This is a genomic window from Flavobacterium sp. RSP46 (assembly GCF_003984825.1).
GTDB lineage: Bacteria > Bacteroidota > Bacteroidia > Flavobacteriales > Flavobacteriaceae > Flavobacterium.
In genome coordinates this window covers 37,775-53,672 of the sequence record NZ_RYDM01000007.1, presented here as the reverse complement: position 1 = coordinate 53,672, position 15,898 = coordinate 37,775, and the positions used below count along the sequence as shown (strand labels likewise).

Annotated in this window: 18 protein-coding genes and 1 pseudogene; 11 read left to right on the top strand and 8 right to left on the bottom strand. The window is 33.9% G+C overall.

The genetic code is table 11. The features are described from left to right. Nucleotides 1-76: 76 nt before the first annotated feature. Nucleotides 77-358, top strand: coding sequence for a cation-transporting P-type ATPase (locus tag EKM01_RS11525; RefSeq protein ID WP_158616099.1), 282 nt, complete (start codon nt 77-79; stop codon nt 356-358). 6 nt (nt 359-364) lie between these two features. Continuing rightward, nucleotides 365-514 (top strand): hypothetical protein, encoded by a 150-nt coding sequence (locus tag EKM01_RS14590; RefSeq protein WP_158614884.1) that lies wholly within the window; start codon nt 365-367, stop codon nt 512-514. A gap of 110 nt (nt 515-624) precedes the next feature. Here EKM01_RS14590 and EKM01_RS11520 read toward each other — a convergent pair whose 3' ends face one another. The 3 genes from EKM01_RS11520 to EKM01_RS11510 all read right to left on the bottom strand — a co-directional run bounded on the left by EKM01_RS11520 (nt 625) and on the right by EKM01_RS11510 (nt 3,539). Then, nucleotides 625-2,019, bottom strand: a complete 1,395-nt coding sequence (locus tag EKM01_RS11520; protein WP_126768439.1) for a DUF5723 family protein — start codon at nt 2,017-2,019, stop codon at nt 625-627. Next, entirely contained in the window at nt 2,016-2,567 is a 552-nt protein-coding gene (locus EKM01_RS11515) for a hypothetical protein (RefSeq protein WP_126768436.1), read from the bottom strand. The genes EKM01_RS11520 and EKM01_RS11515 overlap by 4 nt, the downstream gene beginning before the upstream one ends. Nucleotides 2,568-2,675: 108 nt before the next feature. Next, complete coding sequence (locus EKM01_RS11510) at nt 2,676-3,539, bottom strand: hydroxymethylglutaryl-CoA lyase (RefSeq protein ID WP_126561942.1); 864 nt, start codon at nt 3,537-3,539, stop codon at nt 2,676-2,678. Nucleotides 3,540-3,709: 170 nt separating this feature from the next. Here EKM01_RS11510 and EKM01_RS11505 point away from each other — a divergent pair, with 170 nt between their 5' ends. Then, the gene (locus EKM01_RS11505) at nt 3,710-4,321 is read left to right on the top strand and encodes a hypothetical protein (RefSeq protein ID WP_126744644.1); all 612 of its coding nucleotides are present in this window, start codon (nt 3,710-3,712) and stop codon (nt 4,319-4,321) included. Next, a pseudogene (locus EKM01_RS11500) lies at nt 4,318-5,028 on the top strand (DUF3307 domain-containing protein). The gene EKM01_RS11505 and the pseudogene EKM01_RS11500 overlap by 4 nt, the downstream one beginning before the upstream one ends. On the opposite strand, the gene EKM01_RS11495 reads toward EKM01_RS11500, so the two are convergent. After that, nucleotides 5,014-6,033 (bottom strand): quinone-dependent dihydroorotate dehydrogenase, encoded by a 1,020-nt coding sequence (locus EKM01_RS11495; protein WP_126768433.1) that lies wholly within the window; start codon nt 6,031-6,033, stop codon nt 5,014-5,016. The pseudogene EKM01_RS11500 and the gene EKM01_RS11495 overlap by 15 nt on opposite strands. Before the next feature lie 181 nt (nt 6,034-6,214). On the opposite strand from EKM01_RS11495, the gene EKM01_RS11490 reads away from it, so the two are divergent. The 4 genes from EKM01_RS11490 (at nt 6,215) to EKM01_RS11475 (ending at nt 9,064) form a co-directional block, all read left to right on the top strand. Beyond that, nucleotides 6,215-6,433, top strand: coding sequence for a hypothetical protein (locus tag EKM01_RS11490; protein WP_126568782.1), 219 nt, complete (start codon nt 6,215-6,217; stop codon nt 6,431-6,433). A gap of 347 nt (nt 6,434-6,780) precedes the next feature. Next, the gene (gene pepT, locus EKM01_RS11485; protein WP_126768430.1) at nt 6,781-8,034 is read left to right on the top strand and encodes a peptidase T; all 1,254 of its coding nucleotides are present in this window, start codon (nt 6,781-6,783) and stop codon (nt 8,032-8,034) included. An 85-nt stretch (nt 8,035-8,119) separates the two neighbouring features. After that, complete coding sequence (locus EKM01_RS15005; RefSeq protein ID WP_126460868.1) at nt 8,120-8,293, top strand: YdeI/OmpD-associated family protein; 174 nt, start codon at nt 8,120-8,122, stop codon at nt 8,291-8,293. A gap of 309 nt (nt 8,294-8,602) precedes the next feature. Further along, on the top strand, nt 8,603-9,064 hold the full coding sequence (locus tag EKM01_RS11475) for a hypothetical protein (RefSeq protein ID WP_126768427.1): 462 nt from the start codon (nt 8,603-8,605) through the stop codon (nt 9,062-9,064). A gap of 73 nt (nt 9,065-9,137) precedes the next feature. Here the strand turns inward: EKM01_RS11475 and yajC are convergent, their stop codons facing one another. The 3 genes from yajC to EKM01_RS11460 all read right to left on the bottom strand — a co-directional run bounded on the left by yajC (nt 9,138) and on the right by EKM01_RS11460 (nt 11,635). Continuing rightward, nucleotides 9,138-9,410, bottom strand: coding sequence for a preprotein translocase subunit YajC (yajC, locus tag EKM01_RS11470; RefSeq protein ID WP_126740512.1), 273 nt, complete (start codon nt 9,408-9,410; stop codon nt 9,138-9,140). 21 nt (nt 9,411-9,431) lie between these two features. Continuing rightward, nucleotides 9,432-10,343 carry a transcription antitermination factor NusB gene (nusB, locus tag EKM01_RS11465; RefSeq protein WP_126564486.1) on the bottom strand — a complete coding sequence of 304 codons (912 nt, stop codon included), beginning with the start codon at nt 10,341-10,343 and terminating at the stop codon, nt 9,432-9,434. Between the two features lie 185 nt (nt 10,344-10,528). Then, nucleotides 10,529-11,635: a Glu/Leu/Phe/Val dehydrogenase gene (locus EKM01_RS11460; protein ID WP_126460240.1), complete on the bottom strand. Its 1,107-nt coding sequence runs from the start codon at nt 11,633-11,635 to the stop codon at nt 10,529-10,531. A gap of 201 nt (nt 11,636-11,836) precedes the next feature. Between EKM01_RS11460 and EKM01_RS11455 the strand changes: the two genes are divergently transcribed. Both EKM01_RS11455 and EKM01_RS11450 read left to right on the top strand, forming a co-directional pair. Further along, the gene (locus EKM01_RS11455; protein WP_126561946.1) at nt 11,837-13,597 is read left to right on the top strand and encodes an ABC transporter ATP-binding protein; all 1,761 of its coding nucleotides are present in this window, start codon (nt 11,837-11,839) and stop codon (nt 13,595-13,597) included. 71 nt (nt 13,598-13,668) lie between these two features. Next, on the top strand, nt 13,669-14,049 hold the full coding sequence (locus tag EKM01_RS11450) for a PUR family DNA/RNA-binding protein (RefSeq protein ID WP_126460233.1): 381 nt from the start codon (nt 13,669-13,671) through the stop codon (nt 14,047-14,049). A 109-nt stretch (nt 14,050-14,158) separates the two neighbouring features. Here the strand turns inward: EKM01_RS11450 and EKM01_RS11445 are convergent, their stop codons facing one another. Beyond that, a complete protein-coding gene (locus EKM01_RS11445; RefSeq protein ID WP_126460231.1) occupies nt 14,159-14,494 on the bottom strand; it encodes a tRNA-binding protein in 336 nt (111 codons plus the stop codon). Nucleotides 14,495-14,773: 279 nt separating this feature from the next. On the opposite strand from EKM01_RS11445, the gene EKM01_RS11440 reads away from it, so the two are divergent. Continuing rightward, nucleotides 14,774-15,892, top strand: a complete 1,119-nt coding sequence (locus EKM01_RS11440; protein ID WP_126564474.1) for a GTP cyclohydrolase — start codon at nt 14,774-14,776, stop codon at nt 15,890-15,892. Nucleotides 15,893-15,898 lie beyond the last annotated feature (6 nt).

Below are 15,898 nucleotides of genomic sequence, written 5' to 3'. Positions count from 1 at the left end.
AGTTGGAGTTTAATTGCGTGCAAATATAGATAATTTTAAGCAAAAAATCGCTATCATTTTCCAATAAATAATTAAATTGCCGTTCAAAGTCAATTCTTTGGTTCTAAAATACACCTTGGTTTCCAATCCAGAAAATCGGTTTAATTTATTTTGCTATGACAAAAACCCACACCAATTAAAAGGACTTTCTAATAAAGCCGTTTTACTTTCGAGAACAAAATTTGGCTCGAATGCAATAGTCAATCAGGATAAAAATCAGTTCTTGAAATCCCTATTCGAAATGGTAAAGGAACTAATGTTCTTACTATTACTCTCCGCAACTAGTGCTTATTTCATTATTAGTGATTATGGAAACTGAATTTTGATGAGTGTAGCAATTGTATTAGTTTCAACTATTTCACTGTATCCGGAATCCAAAAGCAGAACAGCAATTGAAGCCTTAAAAAATTATCCCGACCCAAAAGCAAAGTCATTTGCAACGGCTAAATCATTGAAATTTCAAGCGAGGAAATAGTTGTTGGCAACAAAACGCAACTAGGCATAAAATAGGGCAATCATTCGGCAACTCTTGAATTATGAAAAAATAGCAACTTAAAAACTAACGAAGTAATGTTAGATAGTACTTTATCTTTTACTGTTTTTGAAAATAACATTTAACCCCAGTTGAAAAGAAAGACTATTTGCCTTGGTAACATCGCGGTATTCCAAAAGATTATCAGCAAGAATATAGAAATTTACTGGTCCAAAATGACTGGACAATCCCAATCCTATATTCTTATACGAATACGAATCTATGGTGTACGTGGCTTTCATTTGCAATGCCTTGAAGAGTTTTCGCCTGTAATAGGTGGTAAAAGCGACTAGTGGAGTTCGTGGTGTAGACATAACAAATAATTGGGCGCCAACTGCACTTTTATAAATAGTTTCCGGATCATAATTAAGACAATTGCAATCTTCTGGTCTTTCTTCGTCAAACGAATACTGAACCGAAGTATTGAATTTTGCCGGGCGCCAAGTTGTATAATCCGCATATAAGGTGTCCAAAGGAATGGCATCATTGAATTCCTTGTATCCGTTTCCTGGTGAATTACCGGAGCTGAAATTCGGAATCACACCTTCATACTTATAGGTTCCTTTGTATGTTAAACTCTCTACTTCTTTGCTGTGTTTAATAAAACCCACATCAATAACACTGGCCGTAAGCTGTATGTTTTTCTTTGGATAATAGGTAAAACCAGCATCAAATCCCAGTCCTAAATTACCTCCTAAAAAAGCTCTTTTAGTAATGTCTTTCGCCACATTAGGTTCGTAATTCTCATCATTATATTGAGCAATTCCAGACGTATTGAGTTGTAATTGTGAATAAATTATCTGTTCATAGGCTCCTGTAGTGGAAGGAATAGTGTAAATGTAGCCTGAGTTCTTGGTAGAATTAGCATTGTAAATACTCGAATAAATTTTACCTCGTACTCCTAAAATAAACTTTTCATTGATGTTTTTATGAAATCCAACATGAAATACCGTTAGCAATTCTGCTTTGACATTCAGATCTCCTAAATTAAAAACTTTACCCAGATAACCTTCATTTCCGTCTAAAGCTAAAATGGCAATGTCTTTAGGAACATAACTTAACATATCAAATTCCTGATACATCCCAAACGAAATATAAGAATCATTTTGTTCTCCTTTGATTTTAAAACCTCCGTTAAAAAGTTCTATTTGTTCATTGATTGCTACCCTGTCTTTTCTAGAAGATGAGAATACTGCATTGCGTAATTTTACATTAAAATCGACTCCGTTATCCGCAAATAAATCATACGCCGAAAATCCGCTTGAGCCTACATTTGCAGAAATTCCGGACAATAAAGGAACTCCAAAATACCAATTATATTTGAAATCTGCTCCCGGATTAGTCATCAAAGACTGAGGAACTGAGGTGAAATTATATAAAATTTGTTTGTTTTGCGAAAAGCAATCTACAGCTAGAAATAAAATAAAAATTAAGATTACTTTTCTCATTCCAGCACTAAATAAGCGGTTGCACCTGAACGCAGTTTCAAACTCCCAGCACTATCCTCGTTCAATGGTGCACCAGGCGACATTGTCAGTGTAAAAGCAATTCTGGTAGTTCTTTTTAATAAATCAAGCTGGGAGTTTTCGAAAGTTTCTGTCTTAGTCATTTTGTTTTCCGAACCGGTATAAGCCGGAACAGTAAAATTTATAGCGTGAACGCGTTGGTAATTTTTGTCCAAAAACACTAGATCCACTGAATATGCTCTACTAATGGTGTTTTCCATTTCAAATGAAAGTTCCACTTTTTTTAATCGCTGTCTAAAAAAATCATCATTAAACACATCCAATACGGGTGCATCATAGATCACGATTTGCTCTACTCCATTGGTGACAAAATCTTTTGCCGGAATATCAAAATATGCTAAATTAGATACAAAAACAGGCTCTAACTTTAAAGTGTTCACCTGATCATAATCTAAATCACTCGCGCATGAAAAAGAGAACAACAACAATATTAGTATTCCTATAACTCTATTGAAAGCCAGTAGTCTCATGGTATGATACGTTAAAGAAAAAAATTTGATTCGTATACTTAACGCATCAATGATAAACTTATTATTGCCAAAATAAAAGAGTTCCACACGGTTTCCTTTCTTTTATTTCTAGTGAAACTCTCCAAACAACTTAGAAGCCTCATTATAAGTACTTTCAAAACTCATTGGACTCATATTCGTATATTCTTTTTGGGCAGTAAAATATGATAATAATTTCTCCGTGGGCATGTTCCCAGTCAGATCATCAGTAGCCATCGGACAACCTCCAAAACCCTGAATGGCACCATCAAAACGACGGCATCCTGCTTTATAAGCGGCATCAATTTTCTCAAACCATTTATCAGGTGTGGTATGGAGGTGTGCACCAAATTCTATTTCTGGATATTGTGGAATTAAATTTGAAAACAAATACGAGATTACATCAGGGGCAGAACTTCCTACTGTGTCCGAAAGCGACAGGATTTTGACTCCCATACTGGCCAATTTTTGAGTCCATTCACCAACAATTTCAACGTTCCATGGATCACCATAAGGATTTCCAAAACCCATTGATAAATACGCCACGACTTCTTTGTTGCTTTTAGCTGCAATTTCAAGAATTTCTTGTAAGGTAATTAACGATTCAGCTATGGTTTTGTGGGTATTCCGCATTTGGAAATTCTCAGAAATCGAAAATGGGAAGCCCAAATAGCGTATTTCAGGATGAACAGCCGCAAGAGTTGCTCCTTGTGTATTGGCAATAATAGCCAATAATTTGCTTTTGGTTTGAGATAAATCAAGTTGTGCCAGAACTTCTGCTGTATCCTGCATTTGCGGAATTGCTTTTGGTGAAACAAAGCTTCCAAAATCTATAGTATCAAAACCCACACGCAACAAAGACTGAATATAAGTCACTTTTCTTGACGTAGGAATAAAGGGCTTGATGCCTTGCATGGCATCCCGTGGACATTCTATAATTTTTATTGGTTCCATAGAAAGCCAAAGATAGAAAAACAATTAAGATTATTAAATTATGATTTTTAAAATTTCTAAAATTGACATTATTACCTATTTTGGTAATAAATTAAAATATTACGTAATTTGGTAATAATTTAATTCTAACCTTTTGAAATTGAATTTGATTTTTTAATTACAGTTGAAATATGATAAGTATAATCACAGGAGACATTATTAATTCGAGACAACTACCTTCTGCAATATGGATTGACGGCTTGAAAGAGCTATTGAATACCAAAGGTAAAAATCCGAGTGAATGGGAAATTTATCGGGGTGACGAATTTCAAATAGAAATTACAAATCCTGAAGAAGCACTACTCACAGCTTTACAAATTAAGGCGTATCTAAAAACGCTGAAACTCGATGCGAGAATGAGTATTGGTTTTGGTGATAAAACCTATTCTGGAGCAACAATTTCCGAAAGTAACGGAACTGCATTCGTTCGATCGGGGGAACTTTTTGAAACTTTAAAAAAACTAAAAACGACCTTAGCCATTAATTCCGGCACTAGCGATTTAGATACTGAAATAAATTTAATGCTGCGTTTAGGATTGACCTTTATGGACAATTGGCTGGCGCAATCGGCTGAATTTATTGTGGTTTCTATGGCAAACAAAATGCTTTCTCAAGAAGAAATAGGCACGAAATTAGGTATCAATCAAGCCGCTGTAAGTCGGAGACGAAAACGAGCACAATTTGATTTGGTATTGGAATTAGATAATCATTTTCGGAAAAAAATTAAAAACCCCCGTGTATGATTATTTTTGTAAAACTACTATTGGCCCATTTACTTGGTGATTTTTTGTTGCAACTCACATCTTGGGTTTTAGATTAAGAAAACAGGAAACATAAAAGTATTTATCTTTATATCCACACGTTTATTCACTTTTTTCTGGCTTGGATTTTAATTGGTAAGACTAATTTTGTTTAGTTTGCGACTGTACTAGCGGTAACACATGGAGGAATTGATTTTATGAAATTACACGTTCAAAAAGACAAAACAAAACGCAATTGGTTCATAATTGACCAACTTTTACATCTTATCGTGCTCATAGCAATTACACTATTTTACAATAACGAACGTATCGATTTTGCATCATTTGACAATCAATTTTGGATCTTTGCAACCGGAATACTTTTACTGACACAACCTACATCGATACTGATAAAAAATATCATTTCGATTTGGACTCCAGAAAACAAAAAAAACGATGATTCTCTATCCAATGCTGGAAATTATATTGGAATATTAGAACGCTTATTTGTCTTTTACTTTGTAATTAGTGCCCATTTTGAAGCCATCGGTTTTCTATTGGCTGCAAAATCTATCTTTCGTTTTGGAGATTTAAAAGAAGCCAAGGACCGAAAACTTACTGAATATGTTCTTATCGGAACCTTATTAAGTTTTGGAATTGCTTTATTGACAGGGCTTTTAGTACAATATGGGATATTAGAATTTTTCTAAAATTTTCATATTTATGGCTTTCACTAAAGCTGGTCCTTCATAAATAAAACCGGTATACAACTGAATTAAACTTGCACCGGCGTCTAATTTTTCTATTGCATCTTCGGCTGAATGAATTCCACCTACTCCAATAATCGGGAAGGCTTTATTGCTTTTCTCAGCTAAAAAACGGATTACTTCAGTAGACCGTTTTGATAATGGTTTTCCTGACAAACCCCCTAATTCGGCTTTATTTTCGGATTGCAATCCTTCACGGGAAATTGTAGTATTAGTAGCAATAACGCCCGCTATTTTAGTTTCCTTTATAATAGCAATAATGTCAAGTAACTGCTCATCTGTCAAATCAGGAGCAATTTTCAGTAGAATTGGCTTTGGCTTTGGCTTTGCCAAATTCTTATTCTGCAACGTTTGCAACAGTTGCGTCAATGGCTCTTTGTCTTGCAAAGCACGGAGATTTGGCGTGTTTGGCGAACTCACATTCACTACAAAATAGTCTACATAATCATATAAAGCGTCAAAACATATTTCATAATCTGAAGTCGCTTCTTCGTTTGGTGTCAACTTATTTTTTCCAATGTTTCCACCTATCAAAATACCTTTATTTTCTTTTAATCGTTCCACCGCTTCTTGAACTCCACTGTTGTTGAAACCCATTCGGTTAATAATAGCGCTGTCTTCTTTCAAACGAAACAAGCGTTTTTTAGGGTTTCCCTCCTGCCCTTTGGGGGTAAGTGTTCCTATTTCGATAAAACCAAAACCAAAGCTGGACAATTCTTTATACAACTTGGCGTCTTTATCAAATCCAGCCGCAAGTCCTACGGGATTTTTAAATTTTAGTCCAAAAACTTCTGTTTCTAATCGGGGATCCTTGACTTCATAAAGCAATTTAAAAAGAGAAGAAAACCCTGGGATTTTAGACAAAAAGTGAATTAATGAAAAAGTAAAATAGTGCACTTTTTCAGGATCAAACCAAAAAAGTATGGGACGTAAAAGTAATTTGTACATGGGTGCGTTGTTATGGAGTACAAAAATAGAATTATCTAACCGATAAATAAATATTTAGAAAATAATTTATATAAATCATTTTGATTACTAAAAATATCCGGGAGTACAACGCGTATTAGAGGTACTGATCAATAAAAATAAACAATCAATTTTTATATGAGTATTAATCATAAAAAAATCCATGAAAAAACTATTCAATTTTAGAAAATTATTGGTTCTTAACACCTCTATTTTACCTTTTCTGACGATAAGCTGTGATTCTCCCAAAAAAGCAGGTGACTCTGCATTTTATTTGGCTACAGCCAAAAAAGAAATAGCAACACAAAATATCGTGTTTATGAATGCGCTTAAAAATGGTGACTCGGCAGGAATTACAAATTGTAATGCTTTTAATTCATGATGCCCGACAGTAAAGCAATAGTAGTCCGAAAAAATCTAATTCCTATTTTTAGTGGTTTAATAAAAGACGGAATCACCAACTTTTATATAAAAATAGTACCTATATTGATAGAGGAAAATCACTGGGACTTTGGACAAAAAAAATGGAAAATGGAAACTTTTCCGCGATTGTTTTAACGCTGATATACCAATGGCAAAAATGTAATCGTTAATTATTTGCCTATACCGACACAAAAATAATAGTGCAGGCATTGTTATTTCAAAAGATTAAATCAAACAAAATTCACACCAACATTTACTTAAAAATGCTCCTTAAAAAATGATTATATTTGCATAAAACAAAGAAAAATGCAACATATCATAGACCGTTTTATCAGTTATGTAATTATTGATACCGAATCTGATTCAAACTCAGAAACTACTCCAAGCACCCCAAAACAATGGACTTTAGCCCATAAACTGGTTGACGAATTAAAAGCTATAGGAATGCAAGACGTAACAATAGATGACAAATCATATATTATGGCTACTTTGCCCAGTAATGTGGCTCATGAAGTGCCAATCATAGGGTTTATTTCTCATTTTGACACTTCTCCGGATTTTTGTGGAGCCAATGTAAAACCTCAAATTGTGCGCAATTATGATGGAAAAGATATTGTATTAAATGCAGATAAAAACATTGTATTATCCCCGAGTTATTTCAAAGATTTACTGCAGTATAAAGGACAAACACTAATCACTACAGATGGCACAACATTACTAGGAGCTGATGACAAAGCCGGAATTACAGAGATTGTTACCGCAATGGAGTTTCTGATCAATAACCCGGAAATCAAACACGGAAAAATACGAATTGGCTTCACACCAGACGAAGAAATTGGTCGTGGTGCCCACCATTTTGATGTAGATAAATTTGGAGCTGAATGGGCGTATACTATGGATGGTAGCCAGGTAGGCGAATTAGAGTATGAAAATTTTAATGCAGCTAGTGCCAAAATCAATTTCAAAGGCAAAAGCGTACATCCTGGTTATGCCAAAGGGAAAATGATCAACTCTATGCTGATTGCCAATGATTTTATCAATGAACTCCCCTCCGGAGAAACACCTGAAGAAACTAAAGGATACGAAGGTTTCTTTCACGTACATCACATAACAGGAAGCATCGAAGAAACCGTTTTAGAACTTATTATTCGGGATCATAACAAGAAAAAGTTCGAAAGGCGTAAAGAATTAATCGAGAAAATTGTTCGAAAAATCAATAAGAAATTTGCAAAACAATTTGGTGAAGACATAGTTATCACTGAGATTAAAGATCAATATTACAACATGAAAGAAAAGGTTCTGCCTGTAAAACACATTGTAGATATTGCTGAAAAAGCAATGAAAGAAATAGGAATCAAACCGCTTATTAAGCCTATTCGTGGTGGAACAGACGGTTCACAATTATCCTATAAAGGATTACCATGTCCTAATATATTTGCAGGAGGACACAACTTTCACGGAAAATACGAATACGTTCCTGCTGAAAGCATGCAAAAAGCAGTTGAAGTAATCGTGAAAATTGCTGAGCTAACAGCATTAGGAGATTCAATTATAAAATAAGCCTAATTTAGAATATTCAAAAATCAATACCTATTCTTGGGATAAAAATAATAATTGGTATGCCTAATTATAATTTCTCAAATTAATTATTGCCACAACAGAATTAGCAGCAGTATTTCAGAAATTCTATCCTTGCAAACAATACGAATTCTTAGCATATCTTGAAACAGCAAAACGAGACGAAATTAAACGTTCCGGTATTGAAAAAAGAATACGAATACTATCAGAAAATATTAGTCTTAATGACAAATATGGATGACATTAAGTCCCATTTCTAAGAACTCAGAGTGGGACTTTTTAATTTAAAAAACACTAAGAAAAGAACATTCACTACAAATCATTCAGAGTAAATCTCCCTAAAATCTTACTTATAGTCTTTCATCAACAATTGTCTCCTACCTCTATTTCTGGTATACTTGAAACTTCCAATTTAGAATATTGAAAAGCTTAACATTCGAAAATAAATTAAATCACTATATTTGCTAACAATTACTTAACCATTTATTAACATTGAGCCATTTTTTTTAAGTTTTTAATAAAATCAAAAACGACACTAATAATACACACTATGATACAAAAAAAAGAAAATCCTACAGTACCTACTTCCGTAAAACCTGAAATTGATAAACCCGTAAGGGCACCCAAAAACAAAGTTATCCAACCTTCTGAAGAAACTATAGTCCCACTTAATGAAGTAGTAATAACTGAAACAATAGAAGAAACCATAGAAATTTCAGTAGAAGACAAAGACGATACAACTGTGGAAGTTCTAAATAAAAAGGACGATACAAAAGATCTTAAAAAGAAGTTAAAAATAAAAGACAAAGACATGAAAGACAAAGACAAGAAAAAGGCTAAAAAAGCTGACGCAAAAGAGAAAGCAAAGCAAAAAGCGAAAGCGAAAGCAAAAAAGGAAAAAAAAGCAAAAAAGGATAAAGCAAAAAAAGCAAAAGTAAAAGCCAAGATAAAAGCCAAGAAAGCCAAAGCAAAATCTAAAAAAGCAAAGAAAGCAAAGAAAAGCAAAAAATAATCCGATTATTTTTTATCCAAAAAAGTCCCAATCCGAAACTGGATGGGACTTTTTTAATTCCTTAAATCAAAAATTATTTTTTGTTCAATACTGCACTCATTTCCATAGAAATAGCAGAACGCTCCATTTTTAATTTTCCTGACATCGTCTCTACAACAACCGTTGTATCCGCTAGTTCAGAAACTTTTCCGTGAAGACCACTTTTGGTGATAATTTTATCACCTACTTTAAGTGTGCTTTCAAATTCTTTTTCATTTTTCGCTCTTTTTTGTTGCGGTCTGATCATGAAGAAATAGATCACCACAAACATTAGCAGATAAGGAGAATACTTCAAAAATTCTTGCATAATACTTTTATTTTTTAATTATTACATTAAACCACGACCGGCTTTAATAATTCTTTTGCTGGTCTGAAGCTCTTTTACTAAATTGTCTAAAATTCCGTTGATAAAAATACTACTTTTTGGAGTAGAATATTCTTTGGCAACCTCTAAATATTCGTTAAGAGTTACTTTTACGGGAATAGACGGGAATTTCAAGAACTCACAAATTGCCATTTTTAGAATGATAGTATCTATTTCGGCAATCCTATCACTGTCCCAGTTGGGCGTTTTATCCACGTATTCCTTGGCTAATTCCGTTTCATTCAAGACTGTTTTTCGGAACAAGTCTTTCACGAAATCCTTATCTTCATTGTCTTTATATAACTTTGGCACTCTGAAATTATCATCTTCACCAGATTTGATTACCTTCAATTGCTTGATAATATGTGTGTTTACTAACGGAATATCATCCACCCAAGTCAATTTGTCATCTTCCAGATACTCATACAATTTCTCGTTAGGCACAATTACATCCATGAATAAATCAACAATAAACTGTCGATCTTCCTCAAAGGTGTTCACCGCATTATTCATGTATTGTGCATACAACGTGCTGGCTTTAATATCATTCAAAAGCAATAAAATATAATCGTCGTTTAACGTCCAATTATTGATTTTACGGTTTTCCAGCGCGATACTTAATGAATTATTTTCGGAAAGAATTTGAAAAATTCTATTTTTGATGAATTTTTCGTTTGGTTTACGTTCCTCAGGAGTTGCAAGATGTTTCAAACTGGATTTATGCAAAAAAATAGTTTCTGTTTTGCAAATTTCAATCAGCGAAGAAAGCATTATAAGATATAAATCTTGAATATTGTCGATACTGTAAAAAAGGAATTTTTCTTCTTTTTCCAGATTATCTGAACCGCTTTGATGCATCGCATAAATGGATTGCATAACCTTGACGCGAATGTGTCTTCTATTTACCACCTTGTAAGAACTTTTATTAATTAGGGTGCAAAAATAAGTATTTCATTTTTTAAAATAAAATATATAATCGGTTATTTTATTGCATTCAATCAACAGTATTCAGTGAATGGTACAAAAATGTTCGCTGAATACTGAAAACTGAGCCTTGAAAACTACTTTTTATTGTTTTCTATTTTTCTTTGATAGATGCGATTTTGAGCAATCGTCAAAGCCGCATGATGCGTTGTCATGTTGTTTGCAAGGGCAAAATCAAATATTTCTAAGGTTGTGTTGTAAATATTTTCTGTTTTACGCATGATCTCCGCTTTGTCATAATGTGCTAATTCAGCATACACATTAATAATTCCTCCGGCATTAATCAAAAAATCAGGCGCATATAAAATGCCTCTTTCTTGCAGAATTGCTCCGTGAACATTCTCATCCGCTAATTGATTATTAGCAGCTCCTGCAATAACTTTGGCTTTAATTTTATAAACAGTATTGTCATTTAAAGTTGCTCCCATGGCACAAGGCGCGTAAATATCAACATCAGCACTGTACAAATCGTCTCCTCTGAAAATTGCTGCATGGTACTTCGCTCCTACTTCATTCAGTTTTTCTTCATTGATATCAGCAATGGTGACAATAGCTCCTTCTTTAGTCAAGTAATCAACTAATGTTTCGCCAACGTGACCAATTCCTTGTACCAATACTTTCTTACCACTCAAAACATCCGACCCAAATTGTTGTTTTGCAGCCGCTTTCATGCCTAAATATACTCCGTAAGCCGTAACAGGTGATGGGTTTCCGGAACCACCTCTTGATTCAGAAATTCCAGTAACATACGGCGTTACATCTCTTACGGTATCCATATCTTTAGTTTCCATTCCCACATCTTCAGCAGTAATATATCGTCCGCTTAAAGAATGTACGAATTCACCAAATTTACGCATCAACTCCGGGGTTTTTTGTGTTTTGGCATCGCCAATAATCACCGCTTTACCGCCACCAATATTCAATCCTGTAATTGCTGCTTTAAAAGTCATTCCGCGTGAAAGTCGCAGTACGTCGTTTAGGGCTTCCCATTCATTCGCGTAATTATACATCCGCGTACCACCCAAAGCAGGACCCATAACCGAATTATGAATACCAATAATTGCTTTTAAACCTGTATCTTTGTCGTTGCAAAATACAATTTGTTCATGATCATCAAATGATAATTGACCAAAAACGGGATCCATTTTTTGAAGTTCCTTTACAGTAGTGAAAGCTGCATTCATAGTGTGAAATTTTTATAATGATAAAATTATGAATTTGTCAAAAAGACGATCCAAAATTACACAAAAAATAAATATGCGGTAACATCTTATATAAAAATTGTTTATTCAGCAATTTACACAATCGAAAAATTATTATTAAAATTACTAAAAGAAAAATTTTACACCATCAATAAAACTATTTCAACATAGAATATCATAAAAATGAAAGAATTACGTTATTTAAATAAATATTTCGTCAAATACAAATACAGTTTTTTACTGGGGATTGTTTTTACCATTATTGCACAGATCTTTATGCTTTTTACACCCAAGCTGATCAGCAAGTCTTTTAAGGTAATTGAGGCTTTCGCCAAAGATAAAACCGTAGCCAAATCAGTCATTCACGAGGAATTAGTTGCGAATATTTTACTAATTATTGCCACAACAATCATTGCTGGTTTTCTTACTTTTTTGATGAGACAAACCCTAATCGTGATGTCGCGCCACATCGAATTTGATCTAAAAAACGAAGTGTTTCGGCAATATGAGAATTTATCTCAAAATTTTTACAAACAAAATCGTACCGGCGATTTGATGAACCGAATCAGCGAAGATGTATCCAAGGTCCGAATGTATGTAGGTCCTGCGGTGATGTATACTATAAATACCGTAATTCGTTTTGCTATTGTAATTGTGTATATGTATAACGTATCGCCAAGATTGACTCTGTATACCTTGCTGCCTTTGCCGCTATTGTCCTATGCCATTTTTAAACTTAGTTCCGAAATCAACGTAAGAAGCACCATTTTTCAACAATATTTATCTAAAGTTTCTAGTTTTTCGCAGGAGATATTTTCAGGAATCCGAGTGATCAAAGCATATTCATTAGAAGATCAACACCAAAAAAACATGGTGAATTTAGCCCATGAGAGCAAAAGCAAAAGCTTGAATTTAGCCAAAGTACAATCTTTATTTGGACCATTAATGCTTGCCCTTATAGGAATCAGTAACTTAGTGGTCATCTATTTTGGAGGTCTGATGTACATTGATGGAACGATCAAAAGCATTGGAACCATCGCTGAATTCATCCTATATGTCAACATGCTGACCTGGCCCGTGGCTTCACTAGGTTGGGTTTCGTCAATGGTTCAGGAGGCCGAAGCCTCTCAAAAAAGGTTAAATGAATTTTTAAAAATTGAACCCGAGATAAAAAACAAAAACGAAAACAAATCCATAATTGAAGGTTCTATTTCTTTTGAAAACGTAAGTTATACCTACGAGGACACTAACATCAAAGCGTTACAAAATATTTCGTTCACAGTAAAAAAAGGAGAAACCTTAGCCATTTTAGGAAAAACAGGTTCCGGAAAATCGACTATTTTATCGTTGATTTCCAGAATGTATGATGTTACAGCCGGGAAAATAAATATTGACGGAAATGAAATAAGCACCATTAATCTGTTTGATTTACGCAACAGCATTGGTATTGTGCCACAAGATGCCTTTTTGTTTTCGGACAGTATCAAGAATAATATTATGTTTGGGAAAGAAAATGCTTCAGAAGAGGAAGTGAAATCTGCTGCCAAAAGTGCTGTGGTACATGACAACATTATGGGCTTCAACAAACAATACGAAACGGTTCTGGGCGAAAGAGGAATTACACTTTCCGGAGGTCAAAAACAAAGAGTTTCCATTGCCAGAGCAATTATTAAGAATCCCCCTATTTTACTTTTGGACGATTGCTTGTCAGCAGTGGATACTGAGACCGAAGAAGCGATATTAAACAATTTGCAAGAAATCTGCAAGGACAAAACAACTATTATAGTGAGTCACCGCGTATCATCAGCTAAAAATGCCGATCGAATTATCATTATCGAAAAAGGACAAATTATCCAACAAGGCTCTCATAATCAATTGATAAATCAAGAAGGGTATTATGCTGCTTTGTATTTGAAACAACTTTCAGAAAAAGAAATGCTATAATTGTTGTATAATACATATTTTTTATAGATTTTTGGATACTAGTTAACAACCATAAATTGACAGAAAGGATTATGAGAGAACATGACATGTTAGAAAAAGAAGAGATATTTTCTAAAGTTTTAAGAGCTGGAAGAAGAACGTATTTCTTTGATGTGAGAGCGACAAAAGCAGATGATTATTACATTACCATTACTGAGAGCAAGAAATTTACGGAAGAAGATGGATCTTTCCATTTCAAAAAACATAAAATCTATTTATACAAAGAAGATTTTGCTGCTTTTGCAGAAATTCTTGGCGAAATGACTTCTTATGTTTTGAACCACAAAGGCGACGAAGTAATATCAGAAAGACACCAAAAAGATTTCAAAAAAGAATATGCCTCTGAGAAATCAGAAGATGAAATCATACCGCAAACATCAACTTTTACCGATATAGAATTTGATGATATTTAATATTTAGTTCCTTACTTACCAATAAAAAAGTCCAAAAACCATCTGATTTTTGGACTTTTTTGTTATAGAAAATTAATTTACAGTTGATTGCAAGAATTCCTTTCACAAATTAGCCAATTCGCAATCCGTTTTGAATTTTGAAATCCGGCGCCAGTAAAATCACGTCCCCTTCCTGACCAACTGCTCCTAAAATTAAACATTCACTACTAAATTTTCCAATTTGTTTTTTAGGAAAATTGACTACGGCAACAATCTGTCGGTCTAGCAAATCCTCTTTCCGGTACCGTTTCGTTATTTGTGCGGATGTTTTTCGGATTCCAATTTCGGAACCAAAATCTATTGTGAGCTGATACGCTGGTTTTCTCGCTTCGGGAAAATCATTCACTGCCAGAATTGTTCCTATACGCATCTCTACTTTTTCGAATTCAGTCCAGGATAATTCCATAAAATCTTAGTTTTAGTTTTGAGTTATAAATATACTATTTTAACTATTTATACAACGCCAATCCGCAAGGAAAAACCAGCTCTTCATCGACAAACTCAAATACAGCAATAGTGATAGAAATATCCGTGACATATTCCTTACCAATAAAAACCTAAAATACGAGTCCTTCACACAAAGGAATAATATGGCCTTTTTTTACTTTTTCATGTATAAGTTAATTATATTCGTAGTTTTGTGCCTCAATAAAACAGTAACTATACATTGAATCAATCCTACGCAATGATCACCATACAAGAAGCAAAAACAAAAAGCGAATTAACTGATTTTATCAAATTCCCTTTTTCTTTATACAAAAACAATAAGAACTGGGTTCCGCCATTAATTGCTGAAGAACTGGAAGGATTTGATAAAACAAAAAATCCCGCTTTTGAAACTGCCGAAGCCTATTTTTATGTTGCTAAAAGAAATACCGAAATAGTAGGCAGAATTACGGCAATTATCAATTGGAGTGAGGTAAATGATCAGCAAAAAAAGAAAGTGCGTTTTGGCTGGTTTGACGTCATTGATGACATCGAGGTAACTAAAGCCCTTTTAGAAAAAGTATATGAATTAGGACGGAAAAACAATTTAGAACATGTTGAAGGCCCGATGGGATTTTCAAATCTAGACAAAGTAGGTATTCTGACCGAAGGTTTTGACCAAATAGGAACCATGATTACTTGGTACAACCATGAATATTATGCACGTCATTTTGAGCAATTGGGCTATGTAAAAGAGAAAGAATATATTGAGAGTAAATTTCCTTTTGAAAACGTAAAACTACAATTTTTTGAAAAAGCAAATGATTTAGTCAAAAAAAGATACCAGTTAAGTCCGCTTAATTTCAAAACAACTAAAGAGGTCATGCCTCATGTGGATAAAATGTTTGATTTATTTAATAAATCCTACGCTTCCCTATCGTCATTTGTTGCTATTTCCGACACTCAAAAAGAGTATTTCAAGAAAAAATACATCAGCTTTATCAATCCTGAATTTATCAAATTTGTAGAAGACAAAGATCATAACATCGTGGCCTTTAGCATTGTGATGCCTTCTTTTGCAAAGGCAGTACAAAAATCCAAAGGGAAATTATTCCCGCTTGGATTTCTACATTTACTATTGGCAAAAAAATACAGCAAAGATGTCATTTTCTATCTGATAGGCGTATTGCCGGAATATCAAAACAAAGCCGTTACCGCAATTATTTTTAAAGAATACTATGAAACTTTCCGAAAAAAAGGGATTGTTAATTGTTTTAGAACCCCTGAATTAGCTGATAATGCTCCCAGTCTAAACTTGTGGAAACATTTTAATCCATTAATTCACAAACGAAGATGCACGTATCGGTTAGAATTGTAGTATTTG

Bases quoted from the DNA above. Each gene is read 5' to 3' on its own strand.
- EKM01_RS14590 (WP_158614884.1), top strand. From the start codon at position 365: ATGAGTGTAGCAATTGTATTAGTTTCAACTATTTCACTGTATCCGGAA.
- EKM01_RS11520 (WP_126768439.1), bottom strand. From the start codon at position 2,019: ATGAGAAAAGTAATCTTAATTTTTATTTTATTTCTAGCTGTAGATTGC.
- EKM01_RS11515 (WP_126768436.1), bottom strand. From the start codon at position 2,567: ATGAGACTACTGGCTTTCAATAGAGTTATAGGAATACTAATATTGTTG.
- EKM01_RS11510 (WP_126561942.1), bottom strand. From the start codon at position 3,539: ATGGAACCAATAAAAATTATAGAATGTCCACGGGATGCCATGCAAGGC.
- EKM01_RS11505 (WP_126744644.1), top strand. From the start codon at position 3,710: ATGATAAGTATAATCACAGGAGACATTATTAATTCGAGACAACTACCT.
- EKM01_RS11495 (WP_126768433.1), bottom strand. From the start codon at position 6,033: ATGTACAAATTACTTTTACGTCCCATACTTTTTTGGTTTGATCCTGAA.
- EKM01_RS11490 (WP_126568782.1), top strand. From the start codon at position 6,215: ATGAAAAAACTATTCAATTTTAGAAAATTATTGGTTCTTAACACCTCT.
- pepT (WP_126768430.1), top strand. From the start codon at position 6,781: ATGCAACATATCATAGACCGTTTTATCAGTTATGTAATTATTGATACC.
- EKM01_RS11475 (WP_126768427.1), top strand. From the start codon at position 8,603: ATGATACAAAAAAAAGAAAATCCTACAGTACCTACTTCCGTAAAACCT.
- yajC (WP_126740512.1), bottom strand. From the start codon at position 9,410: ATGCAAGAATTTTTGAAGTATTCTCCTTATCTGCTAATGTTTGTGGTG.
- nusB (WP_126564486.1), bottom strand. From the start codon at position 10,343: ATGCAATCCATTTATGCGATGCATCAAAGCGGTTCAGATAATCTGGAA.
- EKM01_RS11460 (WP_126460240.1), bottom strand. From the start codon at position 11,635: ATGAATGCAGCTTTCACTACTGTAAAGGAACTTCAAAAAATGGATCCC.
- EKM01_RS11455 (WP_126561946.1), top strand. From the start codon at position 11,837: ATGAAAGAATTACGTTATTTAAATAAATATTTCGTCAAATACAAATAC.
- EKM01_RS11450 (WP_126460233.1), top strand. From the start codon at position 13,669: ATGAGAGAACATGACATGTTAGAAAAAGAAGAGATATTTTCTAAAGTT.
- EKM01_RS11445 (WP_126460231.1), bottom strand. From the start codon at position 14,494: ATGGAATTATCCTGGACTGAATTCGAAAAAGTAGAGATGCGTATAGGA.
- EKM01_RS11440 (WP_126564474.1), top strand. From the start codon at position 14,774: ATGATCACCATACAAGAAGCAAAAACAAAAAGCGAATTAACTGATTTT.